The sequence below is a fragment of the Hirschia litorea genome, assembly GCF_042665075.1.
Classification (GTDB): domain Bacteria; phylum Pseudomonadota; class Alphaproteobacteria; order Caulobacterales; family Hyphomonadaceae; genus Hirschia; species Hirschia litorea.
In genome coordinates, this window is record NZ_JBHTBR010000002.1 from 825,517 (window position 1) to 849,978 (window position 24,462).

Genomic DNA, 24,462 nt, shown 5'->3' on the forward strand with positions numbered 1-24,462 from the left:
GCTTCCCTTTGACAATATCTTCTATTGTGTCTTCAACATTAAAGCCTTCGAATTTAACGATCGCTGCATTGATTGCTATCGCTCTATTGTTCAATTACCTAGCCTCGCATTTTGTGGCTATTCAAAGCAGTCAATTGACAGCGCGAGCCTCAATCGAAGCGGAATTGTTGGAATTAGACTGGGATCAGCCAAAATCTGAACGCGATGTGCAATCCGTCATTCAATGGATTAACAGCAAAGCTTCACAACAATCCTTTCCTGCTGAAAAGATCTATTTCTTAACTGATTCAAACAAGAATCCTCTCGCAGGAAATTTGAACATGTGGCCCCAAAATGCCCAACCTTACCCAGGATGGCATAAGTTTGAAGGCAACGAGACTAATGCTACCTCAGGCCCCGTGTATGCACGTATATTTTCTGGTTCTCTGGAAGATAGCGAAGCGACGTATAAAATTATGGTTGGGCGTCAAATGCCCGCGATCGAACCAATTTTCCGCCGGATATTTCCCGTCTTCCTCGCAATATCCTTACTTTGCGCCACTTGTGGTGGATTTATTTTCAAAGCCCAACAAAGCAACACCAAATTTTCTGGCGTAAAGTAACTGCCCAATAATTAGGCAGCCTTGCTGTTTTCTCCGGTTGGGGGGTTGATGTAAGCAATTGAACATTGCCCTTATAGGTGATGCTATATGTCTATCAAACACCACTAAGGGAGACATGAATGTCCAGTATTGAGAGCCACTTCAAGAACTGGGCACATACCCGCATCACGGATAGCACCACCCCTCCTCTACTCTTTGTATCCGGCGCGCAAGGCATTGGTAAGTCCACTGCTATGTCGGCAATTAGTAAAATGTATAATGGACAAATTGCTATACTCGGTATTGATGATTTCTATCTTACAAAAATTGAACGCACAGGACTTTCGGATAAATACTCTCCACTTTTCATCACACGCGGGCCGCCAGGCACACATGATATTCCATTACTAAATTCCAAAATTAATGCCCTTCAAAACGCTTCCCCCGATTCGGTAACGTCTCTCCCCAAATTTAGCAAAGTCATCGATGATCGCTTACCTGAGATTGAATTCTCAACTTTTCAGGGACGCCCAAAGGCGATCATAGTAGAAGGATGGCTCGTAGGTGCTAAGCCGGACTTAAACGCTCCTTCAACTGAACCTATCAACGCTATCGAAGAACAAGACAAATCAGGCTTATGGCGACAATTTCAAGAGCAAGAACTTGCAGGCAGCTACGCCGATTTATGGAGACGTTCTTCCCACTTTTTCTATCTAAATGCACCTAGCTTTGAGACCATTCTCAATTGGCGCATTGAACAAGAAGAAACCACGCTTGGTATTGCTAAAGGCACTCTCCCAACTGAACGGCGGGCGTGGGTGAAAAACTTCATCCTATATTATGAACGCATCACTCGCAGAATGCTTAAAGGAAACAAAATCAACGGAACCCAACTCTATGTTGATGCGTTCAGAAAACCAGTTGATGTTGAGGCCCAGTGATATGTCTAATCCACCTAATTTCATCGTATTCACCGATTTGGACGGCACATTACTAGACCACAGCAACTACAGTTATAAAGCAGCTTCAGATGCATTGCATACACTTCACGAAAGCAACATCCCTCTCATCTTAGCAAGCTCTAAAACAGCCGTTGAAATCAGCTCCATACGGGCAGAATTGGGCTTTGATAATTGTCCCGCAATTGTAGAGAATGGCGCAGGTATTTTACCAGCGGGTCCTTTGAATATCAAAAGTTTGGACAGAACCCCTTACCGAAAGCTCATCAAAATAATCAATGACGCTCCCGCTGAATTAAGATGCTTCTATGAGGGATTTAGCGATTGGACAGCCGATAAAATTTCAAAAGTCACCGGACTTCCATTTGAGGACGCCACGAAATCATCTCAACGACAATTTTCCGAACCTGGTCTTTGGAAAGGAGATGCTGAAACACGTGAGCAATTTGTTGAATACCTCAATTCATGTGGAGTAAGTTATCGCCATGGAGGGCGTTTTATGACTCTCTCATTTGGGGCGAATAAGGGTATACGTGTCGGTGAAATAATAAACACTTATTCAAATCCTCAATCTCGCCCCCTCTCTCTCGCGCTTGGAGATGCTCCAAACGATGTTGAAATGATCCAAGCTACAGACTTTGGCGTGATAATACCCAATGCGCATGGCAATCAGATCCCACGTTTGAACGGCGAGGAAACAGGCAAAATTAGTCGTGCACAACATGCTGGCCCCGTCGGCTGGAATGTATCGGTTCTACAGTTTTTAAATTCACCCCCCACACACCAATCAAAAATATAATATAGGAAGGGCAAATCAATGGCCGACTTTCACCAGAATGGACATGTCGCTACACTTCACGACCTTCGCCGCGTTAAACCCGAAGCAATGGAACGTGAACTTGAGCAATTTGCAGATACTCGCAAAATCACATTGATTCTGCCTTCCCTGTACTCAGAGCTAAAAGGTGATGCGCTTACAGAAATTGTAGACCAATTATGTTCAGCCAAATTTATCAATCGGATCGTTATTGGACTAGATCGCGCTACAGAGTCAGAATACCGCCACGCCAAAAAGTTTTTTTCACGCCTACCCCAAGATCATGTAGTGCTCTGGAATGATGGGCCTCGCTTAAAAGAAATAGATTATCGTCTCAGTGAAATGGGGTTATCACCTATGGAGCCCGGCAAAGGTCGAAATGTATGGTTTTGCATGGGATATGTTTTGGCACGTGGAGACAGTGAAATTGTAGCGCTACACGATTGTGATATCGTTACATACACCAAAGATATGCTCGTGAAGCTTCTCTATCCAGTGGCAAATCCCAATTTTTCCTATGCACTCTCTAAAGGTTATTACCCACGCATTGCAGATGGAAAATTCAATGGGCGCGTTAGTCGCCTTCTCGTCTCTCCAATTCTTCTCGCACTTTCTAAAGTTATTGGGGACCATGACTACATCAATTACCTATCAGCGTTCCGCTATCCATTGGCCGGAGAATTTGCAATGCGCACCTCCATCCTTCACGACATGCGCATTCCATCCGACTGGGGTTTAGAGATAGGTGTGCTTTCCGAAGCGTGGCGAAATCTTAGTCCCAAAGCAACGTGTCAGGTTGAAATTTCAGATGCCTATGACCACAAGCACCAGCCCCTCTCCGAGGAAGATGCTTCCACCGGTCTATCGCGTATGTCCATAGATATTTGTAAGGCACTCTTTCGAAAACTCGCCGCTGATGGCGTAGTCTTCACAATGGAAACATTCCGCACCCTAAAAGCAACATACTACCGTACAGCTTTGGATATGATTGAAAGCTATTACAATGATGCTGTCATGAACGGCCTGTATGTAGATCGTCATGCAGCGGAAAAATCTGTTGAGCTATTTGCGTCTAATATTATGGAAGCCGGTGAGATTTTTCTCGTCAATCCAATGGAAACGCCCTTCATTCCTAACTGGAGCCGTGTACACGCAGCCGATCAAGACCTCATGCGCCTGATGACGGAAGCTATTGCACAAGACAATACTGAGTATTCCGAAGAAAACGCTTAGGCTGTTAATCTATTTCGACCTGTTTGTTATCCATCGGCACTGATAAGGCGCAAATTTGATGTCACTAGTATGCTCATCAATTTTGTCGCCTGAAATCAAATCATACCAGTTATGACCACCTATCAAATTGATAGAGACTGCCGGCACGTGTAATTCTTCGCCTGAAACATTATGAATTGCAAATATTGACTGCGATCGATCATAACTCTGGCGCCAGAACCCAAATAGCTGATCGCCTAATTGCAGCGTAAACTGCGTTGCATTTGGATGAAATGCTGACTGCGCTCTCCTGATTTTTATACGCTCCTTCATCGCTGCCAACACTTTGGCATGTTGCGTATTCTCATCATCGAGCAACTCCCGCAGTAGAGAATAATTCCAGCGCCTCCGGTTTATTGCGCGGTTCACGCCAGTCTTCTCAACGCCAGCCATGTGATTATTCGTCCCAATTAGAGAATGAATATAGAAGGCTGGTATTCCCTCCAACGCCATGACGATGGATTGACTACACATAAACCGATCCAACTGGTAATCATCTTCGCCCTTTAACGTACCTTTCAACGCATCCCAAAAGGTTACATTCAACTCATATGGTTTCTGCCCCCCATCAGGCGTGGACCTCATTGATACCAAACCACCAAAAGATTGAACCGTTTCAATCACGTCATTGATTTCATTTTCATCAAGCAACCCCTCGGCAGGGCGCATACCAATCCCATCGTGCGATGCCGAAAAATTCAGATAAGCACAGCCCATTTGAGCAGGTGGCATAGCACGCTGCCATTGATTCAAATGCTTTGAAGAACCGCTTAAGAGGGATTGCAGAATGAGTGGCGGTAAGGAGAAATTATAAACTGCATGGGCCTCATTCCGATTACCAAAATATGATAAGTTTTCAGTGTTGGGAACGTTGGTTTCCGTCAGCAAAATGACTTGCTCTTCTGCAAAATCGAGCAGCAATCGCATCAATTGAACAATGGCATGTGTTTGCGGCAGGTGGATGCAATCCGTACCAATTTCCTTCCATATAAATGCTACAGCATCCAAGCGGATAATTCGGATACCGTTGTCGACGTGTAGGCGCATTATACGAAGAAACTCTAACAAGACTTCAGGATTAGCGAAATTCAAATCCACTTGGTCATGGCTAAATGTACACCACACGTGGCGCTTGCCCATGGCTGTATCGACCTCACGCAGCAAATCATTGGTACGTGGACGAACAACCATGCTCACATCATCTTTCGGATCAGCCTCAAAGAAGAATTTGTCGTAAGGCTCATGTCCTTGGCGATATTCATTGAACCAATTTGACTGGCTGGAAACGTGATTGAGCACCAGATCAGACATCAACTTAAACCGCTCCCCTATACGGTTGATATCTTCCCAGCTTCCCAACTCACTATTGACTGCACGATAGTCCGTTACAGCAAAGCCATCATCTGATGTGAAAGGAAAAAACGGCAGAATATGCACGCCTGTAATTGTGTCACCTAGATATCGTTTCAAGAAATCCTGCAACAAGTCCAAAGGCTTATGCACCCCGTCTTTCACAGAATTACCATAGGTGATGATTACTGCATCATCCTCAGACCACAGCCCAACATTGCTGGGAGTTCGCTGAGTCTCCCTAATTGGTTGAGATTCAGGCCAGTAAGCTTGAATAATTTGAGCGATCAATGCGTCGCAATCAGCGTCAGGGTAGATGAAGCTTACAAGTTCAGAAAGTTTCAGTTTGAAATTTTCGGGAATGTCTACCATATCGTGGTCCACCCTATGCGTTACTGTAATGTTTCGCGAAAGTTTGGCACATGAGATTGCAGTATCAAGCGCATTAAGCACTTCACATAGCTTTTTTTCATATCTGCCAAAACTTTAACCGCTATTTCGGCATGGCTACAAAAGGCCAGCAATTGAAAAGGCCGACAAACTTAATTGTCGACCTATCATGCCTAAACCCGTTTTGCCCAATATGCCCCATAAGCTGGCAAGTCAGCAGGAACTTCATGACCGTCAGATAAACTGTCATCGCTAAACTGCACGATATGACCACTTCCAACAGCATGTTTCCATTTGGAGTGTTTATCGCTAAAATTAAACACGCATAAATATTGCTCGTCTTCATAGCTACGAGTAAATGCCAATACGCTAGGATTCCCCGTATCCAAGAAGTTCATGTTCCCAAGTCTCAGGGCCTTGTTCTTTTTTCTGACACTGAGTGCAAACTTGGTAAATCGCAGCATACAAGGCGCATCATCCGTTTGCGTATCCACCGCAAATTCTGCTTGTTTAGGATCAACCGGCATCCAAGGCGTTCCAGTGGAAAAACCTGCGTTCAATCCATCCTTCACCCACGGCATAGGCAGACGCGCACCATCTCGCCCTAAAGTACGAGGCCAGTTTGCAATTGCTTCTGGATCTTTAAGGTGCTCAAAGGCAACCTCTCCATGAGGCAATCCAAGCTCTTCTCCTTGATATATAAATGCATTCCCACGCAGAGACAGAAGCAGCATCATGTAACAGCGCGCTGCATCCCAACGGTTTTCAGGTGCCGACCAACGACTTAAAGCGCGCCTAGCATCATGGTTCTCAAAAGCCCAAGATGGCCAACCTTCGCCGCCTTCCCCTGTCCATTTCTCTAATGTACCGCGGACTTTATCAGCAGACACAGGTGGACCATCTAAAAAGTCAAAACTATATGCAGAATTCAACCGCTTATTGTCTGCAGTATAGCTACGCATTTCACTAGGTGCTTCATCTCCACCAATCTCGGCGACGGTAAATATATCACCAAATTTATCAAGCTCTTGGCGAATACGCTCCATGAATAAAGGCGTTTCTGGTTGTGACTGATTGTGAATGCGTTTCTGCATATCAAACGGTCGAGTGACACGCGACATATCTAGCAAGGCCGGCGGATTATCAGTGAGCGCACGGTTATGCATCGCAAAGTTAATTGCATCCATTCTAAAACCATCAACACCGCGTTTAATCCAAAAACGCATTGTTTCTAAAATAGCCTCTTGCACCTCAATGTTATGCACATTCAATTGAGGCTGCTCTTTTAGAAAATTATGCATGTAATATTGTTGACGGCGTGCATCCCATTCCCAAGCTGGACCACCAAATACAGATTGCCAATTATTAGGCGGCATTCCATCAATTTTGGGGTCTGCCCATACATACCAGTCAGCTTTTGGGTTGTTTTTGCTTTGGCGACTTTCCTCAAACCACGCATGCTGGTCAGAAGTGTGCGCATACACTTGGTCAATAATAATTTTTATATCGCGCTTATGCGCCTCTGTGATGAGATCATCAAAATCTTGCAACGTACCGAAACTAGGGTCTATCGCCTTATAATCTGAGATATCATAGCCATAATCAGCTTGAGGAGACTGAAAGAAGGGAGACAGCCAAATCGCCTCAACACCTAAGGACGCTATATAATCAAGCTTTTCAATGCAGCCGCGTAAATCCCCAACACCATCGCCATTGGAATCATAAAAACTGCGCGGATAAATTTGATATATTACCGCCCCCTTCCACCAAGGTGTGGAAGATATTTGCTTGTTTTCAGCGTTCAATTCTATTGGCGTTTCTACGTTCATAATGTGCATTTCTAATTTTAGTCTGAATAAAGGAGCGTGCTGTATTTGGCTTTGATAACATTGCACTTAGATTTGGGGTTTATTTGGGCATCTTCAACCTAATTACATTCGCTGTACGCGGACTAATGGTCTGTGTTGCCCCATGCCAAATAAACGTTTTATGCCGATCAGATCTATTAAATAAAATCAGCATGTTTTTTTCTGTAATTTCCATCGCAAACGCATCAAGGTCAGGACGCTCCCAATCTTTGACGGTCATCAATTCACCATCAAAACGTCGCCACAGAATATCACCCTCTTTGAAGAATGAAGCATCGACATCCCATCCAAGCTTGGCGCGTTGTTCTGCCAAGCCTTGAACATGTCGCTCTAACTGCTTGTCACGGCCAGACCAATTCAACCATGTGATTTCATTATCTTGAGCATAAGCGTTATTATTTCCCACTTGTGTGCGACCAAATTCATCTCCAGCAGTCAACATAATTGTACCGCGAGAGAGAAAGAGCGTGGAAAGAAGCGCTTTTATATCCATGCGACGTTTACTATTGATTTCAACAATATCTGTCGCTCCTTCAACGCCGTTATTCCATGAGATATTTTCATTGTGCCCGTCTCTATTGGATTCACCATTGGCCAAATTGTGTTTGGTCTCATAAGAAACCATATCTGCTAATGAGAAACCGTCATGCGCTGCAATGAAATTAACGCTGCGGGTCGGATTGGTATCTGTCACATCCCCAACTGTTTCGAATATGTCTGAAGAACCACAAAGACGGGTCGCAAACTTTCCAACAGCAAAATCATCACCACGCCAGAAACGTCGAACATCATCCCTGTAGGCATCATTCCACTCAAGGAAACGTGTAGGAAACTTTCCTAACTGGTAGCCAGCAGGACCAATATCCCAAGGTTCTGCGATCAGGACACAATCTTTCAAAACATCATCTTCGAGCATTTCGTTGATCAATCTGGCTTTAGGATCAAATCCACCACCTTTACGATCATCCCGCCCAAGTGCAGGGCCAAGATCAAATCTGAACCCGTCAATGCCCGCATATTGCACAAAATGGCGCATGGAATCCAAAATCAAACGCCGCACGACCGGATGGTTGCAATCTATAGAATTACCGCAGCCAGTATCATTGATTAAATGATCGGGTTTATCTTCTGCAGTTCTAAAATACTCTTTGCTATTTAGCCCCCTAAAGCTCAAAGTCGGCCCAAGCATGTCGCTCTCACCATTGTGATTAAAGACAACATCTTGGAAAACGCGAATGCCCGCTTTGTGTAGAGCCTCAACAGCAATACGAAGCTCTTTCAACCCACCGGGTGCCAATTTCGGGTCCAGTGCAAAATAGCTTACAGGATTGTATCCCCAACCATTGCTTAAACCCAACGGCCCCAAATGACGCTCATCAATCCATGCTGTGATCGGCATCAACTCGACAGCGTCTACCCCAATTTTCTTGAGATGGTTGATGATTTTGGGGTGCCCCAGAGCCGCTACGCTCCCTCGAATATTTTCAGGCAAGCCCTTATGAAGCTTGGTAAAACTCCGTACCTGTAACTCGTAAATCAACCCACCTGCTTTAAAAGCCGTCCGGTCGCTCTCAATTGGCTCAAAAGGCTCGCACACGACAGCTTTAGGCATCAAAGGTGCTGTATCAATCTTTTCGTCGCGAGATGCCGCTAGTCGCGCGTCATAAGCAAAGGGACGATCCAAATGGGTCGCATACGGGTCTAACAATAATTTGTTGGGATCAAACCACAATCCACGATCAGGTGCGTAGGGTCCATCCGCGCGATATCCATACCGAATGCCTGCTATACCACCTTCGAGTTCAGCTGACCAAACGCCCTCACCATCTTTTACCATGGCTAAGCGCTGCACTTCATGGTCACCGTCATCAAACAAGCAAACGCTCATGCTTGATGCCTCCGGAGACCAGACAGAAAAAGCGATTCCTCGCGATGTAAATCTCGCTCCTAAAGGGGAGCTTAAATCTGATTTATTCATGAAGGCCTCACTGGGCAGCTTGAATGCTTCTGCTCAAAGGTTTGATTGTATTTTTCTCTTCATACGTGGATAAAATCTGACGATATAAATCAACGTATCGCGCAGCACTCCGGCCCCAAGAGAAGTCAGCTTTCATACCTGCACGCTGCATTGATTTCCACGCCACTTTATCTTTGTACAATTTCATCGTGCGCACGATGGCTTGCTTCAGATGAAATGTGTCTGGTGGGTAGAATTGAACACCTGTTGCGCAGCCAAGAGACACAGCGGCCTCATTGGCATCGATGATTGTATCCGCAAGCCCACCAACCCTACTAACAACTGGGATACACCCATACTTCAGACCATATAGCTGCGTTAGACCACAAGGCTCGAACCTAGAAGGCACAAGGATAGCATCACCGCCCGCTTGCATGCGGTGCGCGATTGGTTCCTCATATCCCACCTTCATCCCGATACGCCCTGGATGGCGCTGAGACGCGGCTAGAAAGCCTTTCTCAATCGATTTATCACCTTGCCCCAATATAGCGAACTTCGCCCCCATAGGAACGATCTCATCGAGAATTTCGATAAGCATATCCACGCCCTTTTGCCACGTCATACGTGAGCAAACGACAAAGAGCGGATCTTCATCATGGAATAAGCCAAATTCAGTTTCCAAATCAAATCGATTTTGGCGACGCATCTGATAATTGCGACTGGAATACTGCTTTGTTATAAAAGGATCTTCTGGTGGATTCCAGACATCATCATCAATACCGTTCAAAATCCCATGAACGTCTTTTTCTCGGTGATTGATCAGACCTTCAAGTCCCATTCCGTTCTCGGGGCGCCGAATTTCATTTGAATATGTCGGGCTTACAGTCGTAATCAAATCAGCTGAACTCAGGCCAGCTTTTAAATACCCTGTACCCCCATAATATTCCACACCATTCATCGCCCAAGCATTGCGTGGCAAGCCTAATTGCTTAAAAACGCTCGCATCATAACGACCTTGAAACGCAAGGTTATGGATCGTCATTATTTTAGGTAAATTGGCAACTTTGGAATAGCGCACATACGCTAAAGACAATGCAGTTTGCCAATCATGAGCGTGTAGAATTTGTGGTTGCCACTCTTCAACTTTACCAATCGCTATATCTGCAGCGACCTTGGACAATGCACCAAAACGTTGCCAATTATCGTCCCAGTCTTTTCCAGATTCATCGGTATAGGGACCACCAGCGCGGTCAAATAATTCAGGACAATCAAGGACGTAAATATCATGACCTGCAACTGTATCACCCAACAAGGCAGCTTTACAGCCAAATAGATTTTGATAGGTCTTAACGATGCGCGGCTCTTGCAGCTTCGCCATCACCTTTCTATACCCCGGCAATAACGACCTTACAGCGACTCCTTGATCTTTCAATGCTAGCGGAAGAGCGCCCGCAACATCAGCAAGCCCGCCGGTTTTAATTAAGGGGTAAAGTTCAGACGTTGCTGACAATACCTGTATCGCATTACTTCGTTCGAGCGATTGAGGTATCGTTACTTGAGAATCCAAATACTCAAAACTGTCTTTTGTCGTCATCGCTGGTGCAGCCATTCCCATTACGACTCCAATTTTAAAATAAGTGTCCCCAACGGAGGAATATTCAAGTTCACAAACCCATCTTGGTCAGTCTCTATTTGCCCTAAATTCCCAACGCCTGACCCACCATAATAGTCAGCATCAGTATTCAGAGCCTCTTTCCACTTCCCAGCATGCGGTAATTTGATACGGTAACCATCGCGTTTTAGAGGCGTAAAATGGCTTATAATCACGAAAGGCGCAGCATCAGGCGCTTTGCGTTGCCATGCGAACACTGAATCCTCATGCGCATCAACAAGCACCCATTCAAACCCTTCACCTTCGCAATCTCGCGCGTGCAGAGCCGGCTCCGAAGTATAAAGGTGGTTCAGGTCTCTCACCAATTTTTGAACATTTTGATGAGGTCCATACTCAAGCAAATGCCAATCTAGGGAACGCGCTTCACTCCACTCATCACGCTGTGCAAACTCTTGCCCCATAAATAGAAGCTTCTTACCCGGATAGCCCCACATAAAGGCATAGTAAGCGCGTAGAGTCGCAAATTTCTGCCAGTCATCTCCTGACATTTTGTTGAGGAGAGATCCTTTTCCGTGAACGACTTCATCATGACTCAGAGGCAACACAAAGTTCTCAGTGAAGGCATACATCAAACCAAATGTTATTTCATTGTGGTGATGACTGCGATGAACGGCATCTCGCGCTAAATAACGCAAAGTATCGTTCATAAAGCCCATGTTCCACTTAAAGCCAAACCCTAGCCCGCCTTCGTGAACAGGGTGAGAAACCTTGGGCCAAGAAGTTGATTCTTCAGCCATGGTCAACACACCTGGATGGCGACCATACAACTCTTTATTCATTCTCTTTAGAAAATCGACGGCTTCAAGGTTTTCGCGACCACCAAATTCATTCGGTATCCACTCTCCCTGCTCACGCGAATAATCAAGATATAACATGGATGCGACCGCATCTACACGCAATCCATCTACATGGTAGCGTTCTGCCCAAAACAATGCGTTGTTTACAAGATAGGAAACAACCTCTTTGCGACCAAAATTAAAAATCGCTGTGTTCCAATCGGGATGGAACCCTTTTCGAGGGTCCTCATGCTCATATAAAGCCGTTCCGTCGAAACGAGACAAACCATGAGAATCCGTCGGAAAATGCGCTGGCACCCAATCTATTAGTACACTAATACCAACTTTATGAGCTCCTTCTACAAAACGCGCAAAACCTTCTGGTTCTCCAAACCGCGCTGTTGGCGCATATAGACCAGTGGTTTGATAGCCCCAACTCGGATCATATGGAAATTCGCTAATTGGTAGGAATTCGATATGTGTAAATCCCATATCTAAAACATAAGGGATTAATTGTTCGGCCATCTCATCCCAAGAAAGGAAATCTGAACCATTTTTTTTCCAAGAACCGGGGTGAACTTCATATATGGAAATAGGCTGGCGACGCGCATCAGCATTCGCCCAAAATTCTCTGTGCGCTTCATCGCTCCACTCTCGTTGAGATGGCCCTTCCACGATGGAGGCTGTCGCCGGACGAAGCTCCGAGCGATATGCGAAGGGGTCAGCTTTCATCGGTAAAGTCTGACCATCTACGCCTATAATTTCGTACTTATAAGCAGTGCCTGCGCCAACATCAGGAATGAATATCTCCCAAATGCCGGTATCTACTCGATTGCGCATCTGATGACGACGATTATCCCAATAGTTGAAATCACCTACGACCGACACGCGACGCGCATTTGGTGCCCAAACAGCAAAGTGAACGCCCCAAACACCCTCATGTTCGATCACATGCGCGCCCATTTTATCGAACATGCGTAGGTGAGACCCTTCGGAGACGAAATAATCGTCCATCGGTCCAAGTACCGGGCCAAAGCTATAGGCGTCAGCTATTTCATACTTTTCACCGTTTTCGTAACGCGCAATATAACGAATAGGCTCAAGTTTTTTTAGTGAAACCGTCCCCTCAAATAATCCACTTTCATGAATTTGAGTAAGTTGGCCGATGCTTTCACCCTTCAGGGTGAAAGCATCAACAGAGATAGCGTCTGGAAAGAATGAACGCGCTACGAAGTTTTTTTCAACAGGATGAACCCCCAATACAGAGAAAGGGTCTCTTTCCTGCGCTGAGATCAGTGCATGGATGCGATCTGATCTTAAACTCATTTTAGGCCTACTTTCCAAATGTCTTCAGCATATTGCCGGATAGTTCTATCTGAAGAGAACCAACCTGAATTGGCGGTATTTTTGATCGCCATTTTCGCCCACAATTTCTTGTCAGACCAAATTTCGTCTACACGACGTTGTGCATTTGAATAGCTATCGAAATCAGCAGCAACCATAAACCAGTCATGTTCATAAATACCGTCAATCAAACCAGAATATCTGTGAGGGTCATCTGGTGAGAAAGTTCCAGATTGAATAGCTGTCAAAGCTTGCTTCAGCTCTTTAGACTGTTCAATTACATCTCGCGGAGAATAGCCCTGCTCACGACGCGCAGCCACTTCTTCCGCTGTCATGCCAAAGATCACAATATTTTCGTCACCGACATGCTCTTTGATTTCCACATTGGCTCCATCAAGCGTACCGATAGTTAGCGCCCCGTTGACCTGAAATTTCATATTTCCTGTACCGGAAGCTTCCATACCTGCTGTTGAGATTTGTTCTGACAGATCAGCTGCAGGAAAGAGACGCTCAGCTTGTGACACGTTGTAATTGGGAACGAATACAATTTTCAACAATCCCTGCACCGCAGGATCATTGTTGATGACACGTGCAACGTCATTTGCAAGTTTAATAATCAATTTCGCATTGTGATAACTTGGAGCAGCTTTACCTCCAAAAATCTTGACGCGCGGTGCCCAATCCAACTCTGGATGAGATCGAATTTGATCGTACAACGCAACAGCATGAACAATGTTTAGCAACTGGCGTTTATATTCATGAATACGCTTAATTTGAATATCAAACATCGCATTCGGATCAATTTTTGCGCCGCAATAGTTTTTAAGATGATTTGACAGTGCGATTTTCTTTTGAAGCTTCACTTCCATGAATTTCTCTTGAAATGCAGCATCATCAGCAAACTTATTCAGCCTCACCAATTGCTCAGCGTCGTCTTTAAAATCAGCCCCTATTGTCGCTTCGATCAAGCTTGTAAGTTCTGGATTACATTGCATCATCCAACGGCGGAAAGTTACACCATTCGTCTTATTGTTTATGCGTTCAGGGTAAAGTTTATGTAGGTCCTTAAATACCGTCTGTTTCATCAGCTCAGTGTGCAAAGCAGACACACCATTGACTTTGTGCGATCCGACAAATGCTAAGTTACCCATGCGGACACGACGCTCACCATTTTCATCAATTAATGAAATTGCTGACACCGCAGCATCATCGAAACCTTCAATTTTACGCGCCTTTTTCAGGATATGCGCGTTGATCGCATACACGAGCTGCATGTGACGCGGCAATAAACGCTCAAACAGCGGCACAGGCCAGCTTTCGAGTGCTTCGGGTAGCAATGTGTGGTTTGTGTAGGAGAACGTCTCACGCGCGATTTCCCACGCTTCCGCAAACTCAATATCATGCACATCCACAAGAAGGCGCACCAACTCAGCCACACCGACGGCTGGGTGCGTATCGTTTAGCTGAATAGATGCTTTCTCATGAAGTGTACGCACATCACCAAAATCTTGGATGTGGCGACGTACTATGTCTTGTAGGGATGCGGAGGTGAAGAAGTATTCTTGGCGCAATCTCAATGATTGACCTGCCAAGGATGAGTCTGCTGGATATAGCACGCGTGTTAGCGATTGTGCACGATTGCTTTCCCGAAGAGCACCTTGGTGATCACCCGCATTGAATTGATCTAGTAAAATTGGGTCAATCGGCTTAGCGCTCCACAAGCGAAGAGAGTTCACCTGATTACCACGCCACCCCACAATTGGCGTATCATATGGCGTGGCCACAACGCGTTCTTGTGGACTCCATTTCATTTTTGCAGGTGTACCGAGTGTTTCTTCTGCGGCTTCAACTTTGCCAGCAAAACCAATCTCATAGGAAAATTCACGGCGTTCAAACTCCCAAGGATTCCCGTGAGCTAGCCACGTTTCCGGCAATTCAACCTGCCAACCATCCGATATTTCTTGACGGAACATACCATTTACATAGCGAATACCATATCCATAGGCTGGCACACCCACAGTCGCCATGCTTTCCATGAAACACGCTGCCAATCGACCGAGACCACCGTTTCCAAGCGCAGCATCTGGCTCAAGTTCAGCGACGACATCAAGGTCAACATTTAGACTTGAAAGCGCTTCTTGCATCTGCTCAAGCATTTCCATATTGGAAACAGCATCCCGCATCAGACGCCCGATCAGGAACTCAAGGCTCAGATAATAAACCCTTTTCCCCTTGTCCTCGTGAAATTCTTTTTTAGTGCGGATCCATGCATCAATGATACGATCACGGATAACGAGGATAACAGCGTGAAGCCAGTCATGTTTGTGCGCATTTGCTGCATCTTTACCAATGCGGTAAGTCAGGCGCTCCACAACTTCTTTCGCAAGTACTGTCGAATCAAATTGGCGTGGCTCAGGACGTGGCAGTCCCTTTTGCGGCTTGTTCATGAAAGTCCTCAGGGTCTAGTCTGTCAATAAAGAAACATATGCTGCTTCTTCGCCTATAACTCTACTCGTTTCGTTAACAAGACATAGGCATATTCGCATTTCTTCGATTAGAAAGCGAATTTTTTGTGATTTGCGCGGTTGTTACGCAGAGTGCACGTCATTTCTGCATAACAACTATTCAAATTGACAAGCCTGAGCAAACTTTGCGCGATTTATATCCCGCTATTTTCAGGCAGACCTAGCGCTATATTCAGGTTCTGAACAGCTGCTCCCGATGCACCTTTTCCTAGATTATCCAAACGAGCTACAAGCCGTATTTGCGCGTCTGTTCCGAACACAAATAGCTCCATCTTGTTCGTACCATTTAATGCTTCAGGCTCTAAACTACCAATCTGATCACCCTCTGCAAGCTGTGTGACTGTCACGAAGTCCTCACCTGCATAGGCTGCGCTTAGGGTCTGATATACCTGCTGCCTAGTTGGTGCCCCTTTGATGGACCATGCCTGCAATGGCACTTCCACCAACATGCCCTGAGCATAGCGCCCAACTGACGGTGTGAACATTGGCAAATGCGCAAGCCCTGTATGAATTTTCATTTCTGGAGGATGTTTGTGCGTTTGTCCTAATGCGTAAAGACGGTAAGCATCTTGGCAATATGCATCAGACGAACTGTCTTCGAACATAGAGATCATCCCCTTACCGCCACCTGTATACCCCGAAACGGCATTCACAGTGACAGGATAATCAGCAGGCAATAGTCCCGCTTCAACAAGGGGACGCACTAACGCGATAAAGCCCGTAGGGTAGCATCCAGGGTTTGATATACGTTTAGATTTCGCGATTGCTTCTCGCTGACCCTTAGCCATTTCAGCAAAGCCGTAAACCCACCCATCAGCAACGCGGTGCGCGGTTGATGCATCTATGATTACTGTATCGGGATTATCAACCAACGAAACAGCCTCAATTGCAGCATCGTCTGGCAAACATAAAATCACAGCATCCGCACCATTAATTAAACGAGCACGTTCGGAAGCGTCTTTTCGCTTTGATGGGTCGATTGAGATCAACTCAATATCTGAACGATCACGGAGCCTGTCTGCAATCTGAAGACCTGTTGTTCCTGCTTCGCCATCAATGAATACTTTGGGGGCCATAATGCGTGCTTTCTAGAAAATGGTGCGCGGATAACATTATAAACAAAGAAAAGGGCGCTGTGACATATGCCAAGCGCCCTTCCCAGAAAAAATATATTCGAAACTTAACGTTTGGAGAACTGGAAAGAACGACGCGCTTTAGCACGACCGTATTTCTTACGCTCAACCTCACGTGAGTCACGAGTCATGAAACCGTGAGGTTTCAATGTCGCACGGATTGTTGGCTCGTAAGCCACCAATGCACGAGAAATACCGTGACGAACTGCACCAGCTTGTCCTGATAGACCAGAACCTTTTACAGTACACACAACGTCAAACTCTGTGCGGCGTTCAGCAGCAACCAATGGCTGCTCAATGATCAAACGCAAAACAGGACGTGCGAAGTATTCTGTTTGGTCTTTACCGTTGATAGTGATTTTACCAGTACCTGGCTTAATCCATACACGGGCGACCGCAGATTTACGACGACCAGTACCATATGCACGACCTTGCGCATCGATAGTTGGCTCAACTGGAACCACTGGTGCAACTGGAGCAGCTGTACCGGAGTTCAAGTCTTTAATATCTTCTAGGCTTTCAACAGCATCTGACATATTAAGCGGCTTTCACATTTTTGCTGTTCATAGAAGCGAAGTCTACCACTTCTGGCTGCTGAGCTTCATGTGGGTGCTCAGTACCAGCGTAAACACGCAACTTTGAAAATTGTGTACGTGCCAAAGATGATTCTTTTGGCATCATACGCTCAATAGCCTTCTTGATTACGCGCTCAGGAAAGCGTCCATCAAGAATTTCTTCCGCGCGGCGAGATTTAATACCGCCCGGGTGGCCAGTGTGCCAATAGTAAGTCTTGTCACGGCGTTTGTTGCCAGTCAGGACAGCTTTATCAGCGTTGATAATTACAATGTGGTCGCCAGTATCAATGTGCGGCGTAAAGTCAGCACGGTGCTTGCCACGTAGGCGCTTTGCAACGTAAGACGCGAGACGTCCTACAACAACGCCTTCAGCGTCAATCACGACCCATTTGTGTTCGACCTCGGAAGGTTTTGCAGAATAAGTTTTCATCGCTCCCTCACGGGGCCTCATATAATAGAAAGTTGATTGTTCAAATGAACGAGCGAGTGTGGCTACAGTCCAGTGTAACCTTTGTCAACACAAAGCAGGCAATCTCATTAGGATTCCTTGCAACATTTTTGACATTTAGCTGTTCACCGGCGGAAGATAGCGGAAAAATTGACAAAAATCCACACAAAAACGAAGCAACTGCTCCTGTGCAGGAACTTCCTCGCGCACCGATAATTTGGGAAAGCAAAGAAGCAGCAGGCGATATTCAGGACCTTGCGATCGCTAAAAATGCCTACAATAGCGTGTTTGGCCTTGCAATTTTATCAGATGGCCGCGCTGAAAGCTTTGATATTGATGGAATCTCAATTGCTCAATCAAAACCGGATACGTTTAAATCAACCTCTTTAGGCATGCCACTGAATATTTCTGACACTTCTTTTGTCGCATACCCAAGTTTATCAGTTGAAAATACGATTCAAATCGCTCTTTTTTCGTCTGGGTTACAAATTATTGCAGGTGCCCCCCCTCTCCGATTCTATTGAAGCTGACAGTTTATGCGCTGCCCCGATACAAAGTGATGAGACGAATCCGAAAACAGCAATAGCATTTTCGAAGGCTAACAACGTAACTTTGGGGACACTTCAATATGGAGGTGAGACTCCCGTTTTTAATGAAAACAGCAATTTTACACTGCCATACCCCATATCATCATGCGTATTCGATGGAGTGATTGGCGTAGCAGCTACAGAAAACGAGCTGATATCCTTCAATGCAAACGGCATTCTAAATACGCTTAAAAATGACGACACCATTACTGACACGCGTATTTTAAAAGCAGAAACTGGGTATTTGCTCGTCTACTCAACACAACAAGGCAACCTTTTTGCCTCGCATTTGAGGGAAGACGGGGATATCTCTTCATCCTTACAATTTGAACTTGCTGATGGAATGTCTGTCTCTGCCCCCCAAAAAGCAACACAATTGGGCAGCCTATCGGGACACATTAGCGTCGATTATCCAACGGGCATATTGATGATAGCTGGAGAGTATGAAGATGGACGCAATAGGCTTTCTTATGTGAGCCCAGAACCTTTGTATGCACTCGTAGGTACAGCACCGCCCAATGGATCAAACGCGCCTCTGGACACAGATCTGGAAAATCTCAAATCTGCTCTCACTCCAGAGACACCGTTTAAAGATGAGGAATAGAGTAGGATCTAGTCTAAACTTCGCGACGGGCAGAACACTGCCAAAATAGTATAACTGTTGAAAGCAACACAATCGTTCCGAGGGCTTGGTGAAGAAGACCAAGCCCGAGCGGCGCTCCGAAGACAAGCGTCACAACACCTAAAACAGATTGCCCCGCAACACCGTGAGCCGTTTTTTTAAACCAGCCATTCGCGGCACGCGAAAACTTAAAAGCGGCATATAAGCTCAAGCCAAGTAAACAGTACGCAACGAATCTATGATTGAACTGAACGGTCGCGACATTCTCAAAGAAATTCCGCACCCCAAGGGCACCGTCCCAATATGCTTGAGGTATAACAGCGCCATCCATTAACGGCCAATCGGTATATGTGCGTCCAGCATCCAACCCCGCAACCAACGCACCCAACATCATTTGCAAGCTTGCTGTTGCAAGCAAAATAGCCGCCCAATTTCGTGCGCGATTGTCATCAATGAAACGAGGCTTTTCACGCAGAGAGAGCCAGGTCCACACACATCCGCCGATTATAAGAAGCGCTAATGAAAAGTGTGTCATTAAACGGTAAGGCGCGACATCCACTCGGTTTGTTTCTCCAACGCCAGAAGAAACCATCCACCAGCCAATAAATCCCTGCAGACCACCTAAAGCAAATAACGCCCATAACCGCCGCCGCAATCTCGGCGTCGTCCAGCCAAGCGCCCAAAAGACCAAGAATGGAATAAGGAATACAACACCAACAAGGCGTCCTAAGAGCCTGTGCCCCCATTCCCACCAATAAATATTCTTAAACTCGTGAAGCTCCATACCTTTATTTTGAAGCTTATACTCTGCAGTGTGCGAACGATATTTATCAAATTCAGATGCCCAGTCTTCAGCATTCATTGGCGGCAGAGCGCCAGTAATGGGTTTCCATTCTGTGATTGACAAACCGCTATCGGTTAAGCGCGTTGCACCGCCGACAAGGATCATCGCATAAACCATCGCAGCAACAATCAACAGCCAGATACCAACAGCATTTGCACCTTTGGCTGGACGAATACCTTTAAGACCAACATCAATAGATGACTGAGCGGCAGAAGAAACTTGAGTATGCATGCGGGTTTATATAGGCCTGTATGACGAAAAAGACTTAGCTGTTTTGCATTTAAGCAATATTTGTGCTCATAGCAGTTTTAGTGCGCTTCGCAGATGTGGCAAATATACGTCTTACATTATCGAGAACTACCGCGCACAACGCATTTTTAGACGGAGACATATTTTGCGCAAGATCTTGGGATCAATCGGCCTATTGGCTTTTCTAGCGGCGTATATAGTCGTGGCCGCCATATTGGGCGAAAAACTTGAAGGCAAGAAGTTTCTCTCCATCCTATTTTACCTCATTGCAGGTATTGGCTGGGCATTGCCGCTCAAGCCACTTTTGCAATGGATGCACGCAAAAGATGCCCCTCTTCCTAAGAATGACATCTAGCAATTCTAACTCTGCTTAGCTGCTAAAAGCTGAGAGAGTGCCTCCTGATTGATCTTAGATTGGCGCTCCCACATATCAGCATAAACGCCGTCGATTGCCAGTAAATCTTCATGACTTCCACGTTCTTCAACCTTACCATCTTTAAGAACAATAATTTCATCTGCGTCCGCAATTGTTGAAAGGCGATGTGCAACAACAAGTGTTGTGCGGCCTTTAGAGGCAATATCTAATGCATGTTGGACTTCTGCCTCTGTCGTAGAATCCAATGCTGATGTGGCCTCATCTAACACCAGCACAGACGGATCTTTAAGAATCGCACGCGCTATGCCTAAGCGTTGTTTCTCACCGCCTGATAGTTTCAAGCCACGCTCTCCGACACGTGTATCCCATTTATCTGGTAGCCCATTGATGAAGGTGAGCAACTGGGCTTGTTCTGCAGCGTGTTCTATCTGTTCTTGGCTTGCTTCTGGTGCGCCATAGATGATGTTTTCTCGAATTGTCGTATTGAATAAAACCACTTCTTGAGGAACGAGACCCAGCGATTCCCTTAAAGATTTTTGGGTAACGGATTTGAGATTTTGTCCATCAAACAATATCTGACCGCGCTCGACATCGAAAAAGCGGAACGCCAATTTTAAGAGTGTTGATTTTCCGGAACCTGACGGCCCCACAATGGCTAGTTTTTTTCCCGCTTCTGCTGTGAAGCTGACGCCATCAAGTCCTGCGGTGCGGCCATCATGAAAAAAAGCAACATCTTTAAACTCAAAACGTCCACCCTTCACTTCCAGTTCTTTTGCATCTGGAGCGTCAGCAACTTCCGGCACCATGTCCATAAGTCCGAAAAGTTTTTCAAGATCGACACTACCCTGCTTAATCTCTCTCCATGCCCAACCTAAAATGTTGAGTGGGCGGTAAAGGTTCATCAGAATGAGCGTAACTGCAGCCACATCGCCCGGCTTCAAATCCCCTTGCATAGCAGACCAAACCGCCAAACCTGCCACACCAAGCAGACCGAGATTCATTATGAACTCTTGTCCTGCGTTTAATAGAGCTAATGAACGCGCAGTGGCGACATAGGATTTGTTATAGCTTTCAAACGATTTGTTGTGTCGCTCTGTTTCTCGCTCTTCGGCTGCAAATGCTTTGACGGTTTCAAAGTTTGTAAGACTATCAACAGCACGGCCACGCAGTTCTGTATCTTCTTCATTCAGCACGCGTCGCTGTTTTACGCGCCATTCCGTGATGGCTAATGTAAACACGACATAGACCATAATGGTCGCTATCGCCACGACAGCCATGCCGACTCCATATTTGATACTTAAAACAGCAGACGCCAATATCAACTCAATAAAAGTGGGGCCGATATTGAAGGCCAGGAAGCGAATTAGGAAATCAATAGCACCCGCCCCGCGTTCTATCATACGGTTAAGCGCACCAGTTCGGCGGGTAAGGTGGAACTTTAAAGACAGATTTTGCGCATGACCAAAAGCTTCGACCGCGATTAATCTTTGAGCATCCTGACTAATCGGTGCAAACAACACATCACGCAAATATGGAAAGCCAGTCGACAAGAAACGCGCACCAACCCAAAGCGCAACGCCCATAAATATCAGCGCAAAAACTGTCTCGCCTTCTGTCAGTGCATTTATTGCATCACCAAAAAAAACAGGAGCAGCTACAGCAAATAGTTTTGATGTCACCGTCAGCACAAAGGCAATCGCCATCATGGGACGCCATTTTGACAATTCGGGTCGCGCAAGAATTTTTAGGATTCGGCCAATCGAAGACACCAAACTCGCATCAGCACTTTCGATACCGTCATTATCGGCAGTTGAAGCCATTTTTCCGTGTCCGCGTGGACTCATAAGTTTCTTTCCGAGTGCAAATAGAAGATTTTCTACAACCTACACTCTCCCTTTTAAGTTCAAACCCATATATACGATTCAAGGTATAAATGGAGATGGTATATGTCTGGAATCAAGTCTGTATGCGTTTATTGTGGTTCATCCAATGATGTCGACCCCGCATATCTTGAACTCGCAACAAATTTGGGTACAGCCATCGCGAAGCGTGGATGGCGCCTCGTTTATGGCGGTGGAACTGTTGGATTGATGTATGCTGCCGCAAAAGCTGCTCACGATGCTGGCGGTGAAGTGATAGGGTTTATCCCACGCTTTCTTCAGCGAATTGAAGGCAGTTATGAAGAAGTGCCTCACGTCGTCGTGGAAACGATGCATGAGCGCAAAAAGCTACTTTTCGACGAATCAGAAGCCTTTGTTGTTCTTCCTGGGGGAATTGGGACACTTGAAGAAGCCGTTGAGACACTCTCATGGGCCAAGCTATCATTGCACGCCAAGCCAATGTCCTTCCTATCCACCAATGATTACTGGACACCATTTTTCGACTGTTTGGACAAAATGGTAGAGCACAAGTTTGCGCCACCAAGCATGCTAGACCTTGTTTTCAAATCCAATGATCCCGAGCACTCAATGGATGAGTTCCTGAACCGCTATGTAGATGTGATATAAGGTTGAATACAAAACCTTCCTTTAAAACCGACGACTGTTCGTAATAGAAAACGATGCCTCGGATACTATAAAAAAAGCCCCTCAGCATTTCTGCTCAGGGGCTTTTTATTTTTAATCAAATCCAAATCTTAGAATCGGAACATTAGACTTCCGGTAAGAGCGTCTGCGGTTGCATCATTTCTTGCTTCGTAAAATTCTCCGTCAAATTCGTCTTGTACCGCTTGAACATCATATCGCGTGTAATCTAAACGAAATCCGATTGTTGAATCGGGAATGTAGAAATCAATACCCAAGCCATAGGCAAATCCATGCTCAGTCTCTTCAAGCTCACGACTAGCTATTGTTTGATTAGCTGAGTTATCCACTATCGATTGTTTATAATCGGTTTGTTGAAGAAATCCGCCCAAACGCCCGAAGAAGCTAAAATTATCGCCTATAGGTAGATGCCCCACAGCAAAGACAGCACCACCCGCTTTGAAGTCTACGTCAGTGATATAATCATAACTGGTTGAACGTGTTTCAAAGCTATCGTCAGAAGCTATCCCCATGGAAAGCTCCCCTTCAACCCCGATCCACTGGTTAAATGTTGCACCACCACGAAACACTCCAACCTTAGGGTAAGTAGATGCTAGACTTCCCCCCATATCGACCTTCACAGTTCCAACACCCACACCAATATATGGCTCGATCTCAGCAATAGCCGATGGTGTAAAAGCAGTTAAAACCACAGCAGATAACATGACTTTTTTCATGATTTCCCCAACCTATAATTATGCAAAAAAACGTCACTCCAGATTGAAGCGACGCAATGAAACAAAACCTGTTTCATCAAATTTTCTAATAATCCTCAATGGGTTAATGCAACTTTAAACAACTAAACAATCCACAGCTAAACCTACCCAGCCGTCACCGCAGGCACGACTGCTGCTGCAACGATAATTCCAATTATGGCGGCTTGCGTTTCTTCAATGACTTTCACAAACGCTTTTGAATTTAAGAATTCTGCCTTTTTCATTTCTTTAAGACGCTCTTTGGAGGCTTTGTATAATTCTTTATCCAAATTTGGCTTTAAGAAACCGCCTGCCTCTGCGAGGACGATCAGCAATCCGATTTTATCATCGATATTGATCAAAGGCTGATTGGGATCGAGAGCTGCATTAATTTCCTCAATAAGCTGAGCCTCAACACGACCATCCTGTGTTGGCCACCTTGTTTGAGGGATAAGCCCCAAAAGTTTGGATTTTTCTTCCGTCACCGCACCTAATTCACACAGCTCTTCGGCGAGAATGTTTATGAATTTTGATTTCTGCGACAGGCGCTCAGCCCATGATTTCAAAGGACGCGGCTTGCTATCTTGCACCATATAATCTGCGATAGCTGATAGGAATTTTCCGTCAACTTTTGCAATAGTATTGCATGTGAACTTTGCCTTTGCTGCGCCATCACTTTCCAAAGCTTCGGCCAACAGCAATTCAGTGAGGCTAGCTCCTGCCAGAGCTTGTGGGAAATATCCCGCATGCAAAGACCCTTTATCATCACGCAAGGCCAATAGCATAAGTGCCTGAGGTAGAGTGAGTGATGATTGCATACGCGCCTCCATTAGATGAATG

The 24,462-nt window shown here is 45.6% G+C and carries 21 protein-coding genes; 8 read left to right on the forward strand and 13 right to left on the reverse strand.

Annotated features, from left to right (window positions below):
* Positions 1-8 precede the first annotated feature (8 nt).
* The 4 genes from ACFQS8_RS03875 (at position 9) to ACFQS8_RS03890 (ending at position 3,590) form a co-directional block, all read left to right on the forward strand.
* Positions 9-602 carry a hypothetical protein gene (locus tag ACFQS8_RS03875; RefSeq protein ID WP_382165891.1) on the forward strand — a complete coding sequence of 198 codons (594 nt, stop codon included), beginning with the start codon at positions 9-11 and terminating at the stop codon, positions 600-602.
* A gap of 119 nt (positions 603-721) precedes the next feature.
* Complete coding sequence (locus ACFQS8_RS03880; protein ID WP_382165893.1) at positions 722-1,522, forward strand: hypothetical protein; 801 nt, start codon at positions 722-724, stop codon at positions 1,520-1,522.
* Position 1,523: 1 nt separating this feature from the next.
* Positions 1,524-2,339 carry an HAD-IIB family hydrolase gene (locus ACFQS8_RS03885; protein ID WP_382165895.1) on the forward strand — a complete coding sequence of 272 codons (816 nt, stop codon included), beginning with the start codon at positions 1,524-1,526 and terminating at the stop codon, positions 2,337-2,339.
* 18 nt (positions 2,340-2,357) lie between these two features.
* On the forward strand, positions 2,358-3,590 hold the full coding sequence (locus ACFQS8_RS03890; protein WP_382165897.1) for a glycosyltransferase family protein: 1,233 nt from the start codon (positions 2,358-2,360) through the stop codon (positions 3,588-3,590).
* Positions 3,591-3,599: 9 nt separating this feature from the next.
* Here ACFQS8_RS03890 and ACFQS8_RS03895 read toward each other — a convergent pair whose 3' ends face one another.
* The 9 genes from ACFQS8_RS03895 to rplM all read right to left on the reverse strand — a co-directional run bounded on the left by ACFQS8_RS03895 (position 3,600) and on the right by rplM (position 17,649).
* A complete protein-coding gene (locus ACFQS8_RS03895) occupies positions 3,600-5,351 on the reverse strand; it encodes a sugar phosphorylase (protein ID WP_382165899.1) in 1,752 nt (583 codons plus the stop codon).
* 191 nt (positions 5,352-5,542) lie between these two features.
* Positions 5,543-7,198: an alpha-glucosidase family protein gene (locus tag ACFQS8_RS03900; RefSeq protein WP_382165901.1), complete on the reverse strand. Its 1,656-nt coding sequence runs from the start codon at positions 7,196-7,198 to the stop codon at positions 5,543-5,545.
* 79 nt (positions 7,199-7,277) lie between these two features.
* The gene (gene glgX / locus ACFQS8_RS03905) at positions 7,278-9,215 is read right to left on the reverse strand and encodes a glycogen debranching protein GlgX (protein ID WP_382165903.1); all 1,938 of its coding nucleotides are present in this window, start codon (positions 9,213-9,215) and stop codon (positions 7,278-7,280) included.
* A gap of 7 nt (positions 9,216-9,222) precedes the next feature.
* A complete protein-coding gene (glgA, locus tag ACFQS8_RS03910) occupies positions 9,223-10,809 on the reverse strand; it encodes a glycogen synthase GlgA (RefSeq protein WP_382165905.1) in 1,587 nt (528 codons plus the stop codon).
* On the reverse strand, positions 10,809-12,968 hold the full coding sequence (gene glgB / locus ACFQS8_RS03915; protein WP_382165907.1) for a 1,4-alpha-glucan branching protein GlgB: 2,160 nt from the start codon (positions 12,966-12,968) through the stop codon (positions 10,809-10,811). The genes glgA and glgB overlap by 1 nt, the downstream gene beginning before the upstream one ends.
* Positions 12,965-15,433, reverse strand: coding sequence for a glycogen/starch/alpha-glucan phosphorylase (locus ACFQS8_RS03920; protein ID WP_382165909.1), 2,469 nt, complete (start codon positions 15,431-15,433; stop codon positions 12,965-12,967). Before ACFQS8_RS03920 ends, glgB begins: the two co-directional genes overlap by 4 nt.
* A gap of 212 nt (positions 15,434-15,645) precedes the next feature.
* Positions 15,646-16,587: an N-acetyl-gamma-glutamyl-phosphate reductase gene (gene argC, locus ACFQS8_RS03925; protein ID WP_382165911.1), complete on the reverse strand. Its 942-nt coding sequence runs from the start codon at positions 16,585-16,587 to the stop codon at positions 15,646-15,648.
* Positions 16,588-16,691: 104 nt separating this feature from the next.
* Positions 16,692-17,180 (reverse strand): 30S ribosomal protein S9, encoded by a 489-nt coding sequence (gene rpsI / locus ACFQS8_RS03930; protein WP_382165913.1) that lies wholly within the window; start codon positions 17,178-17,180, stop codon positions 16,692-16,694.
* Position 17,181: 1 nt separating this feature from the next.
* Positions 17,182-17,649, reverse strand: coding sequence for a 50S ribosomal protein L13 (rplM, locus tag ACFQS8_RS03935; RefSeq protein WP_382165916.1), 468 nt, complete (start codon positions 17,647-17,649; stop codon positions 17,182-17,184).
* Positions 17,650-17,693: 44 nt separating this feature from the next.
* On the opposite strand from rplM, the gene ACFQS8_RS03940 reads away from it, so the two are divergent.
* Positions 17,694-18,191 (forward strand): hypothetical protein, encoded by a 498-nt coding sequence (locus tag ACFQS8_RS03940; RefSeq protein WP_382165918.1) that lies wholly within the window; start codon positions 17,694-17,696, stop codon positions 18,189-18,191.
* 184 nt (positions 18,192-18,375) lie between these two features.
* A complete protein-coding gene (locus ACFQS8_RS03945; RefSeq protein WP_382165920.1) occupies positions 18,376-18,858 on the forward strand; it encodes a hypothetical protein in 483 nt (160 codons plus the stop codon).
* A gap of 13 nt (positions 18,859-18,871) precedes the next feature.
* Here ACFQS8_RS03945 and ACFQS8_RS03950 read toward each other — a convergent pair whose 3' ends face one another.
* Positions 18,872-19,951 (reverse strand): COX15/CtaA family protein, encoded by a 1,080-nt coding sequence (locus tag ACFQS8_RS03950; RefSeq protein WP_382165922.1) that lies wholly within the window; start codon positions 19,949-19,951, stop codon positions 18,872-18,874.
* Positions 19,952-20,114: 163 nt separating this feature from the next.
* Between ACFQS8_RS03950 and ACFQS8_RS03955 the strand changes: the two genes are divergently transcribed.
* Positions 20,115-20,324 (forward strand): DUF2842 domain-containing protein, encoded by a 210-nt coding sequence (locus ACFQS8_RS03955; protein WP_382165924.1) that lies wholly within the window; start codon positions 20,115-20,117, stop codon positions 20,322-20,324.
* A gap of 5 nt (positions 20,325-20,329) precedes the next feature.
* Here the strand turns inward: ACFQS8_RS03955 and ACFQS8_RS03960 are convergent, their stop codons facing one another.
* The gene (locus ACFQS8_RS03960; protein WP_382165926.1) at positions 20,330-22,189 is read right to left on the reverse strand and encodes an ABCB family ABC transporter ATP-binding protein/permease; all 1,860 of its coding nucleotides are present in this window, start codon (positions 22,187-22,189) and stop codon (positions 20,330-20,332) included.
* Positions 22,190-22,291: 102 nt separating this feature from the next.
* Between ACFQS8_RS03960 and ACFQS8_RS03965 the strand changes: the two genes are divergently transcribed.
* Positions 22,292-22,852 carry an LOG family protein gene (locus ACFQS8_RS03965; RefSeq protein WP_382165928.1) on the forward strand — a complete coding sequence of 187 codons (561 nt, stop codon included), beginning with the start codon at positions 22,292-22,294 and terminating at the stop codon, positions 22,850-22,852.
* A gap of 128 nt (positions 22,853-22,980) precedes the next feature.
* On the opposite strand, the gene ACFQS8_RS03970 is transcribed toward ACFQS8_RS03965, so the two are convergent.
* Together ACFQS8_RS03970 and ACFQS8_RS03975 are read right to left on the reverse strand one after the other, a co-directional pair.
* Positions 22,981-23,604 (reverse strand): porin family protein, encoded by a 624-nt coding sequence (locus tag ACFQS8_RS03970; RefSeq protein WP_382165929.1) that lies wholly within the window; start codon positions 23,602-23,604, stop codon positions 22,981-22,983.
* Between the two features lie 143 nt (positions 23,605-23,747).
* Positions 23,748-24,440: a GOLPH3/VPS74 family protein gene (locus tag ACFQS8_RS03975; protein ID WP_382165931.1), complete on the reverse strand. Its 693-nt coding sequence runs from the start codon at positions 24,438-24,440 to the stop codon at positions 23,748-23,750.
* Between the last annotated feature and the right edge of the window lie 22 nt (positions 24,441-24,462).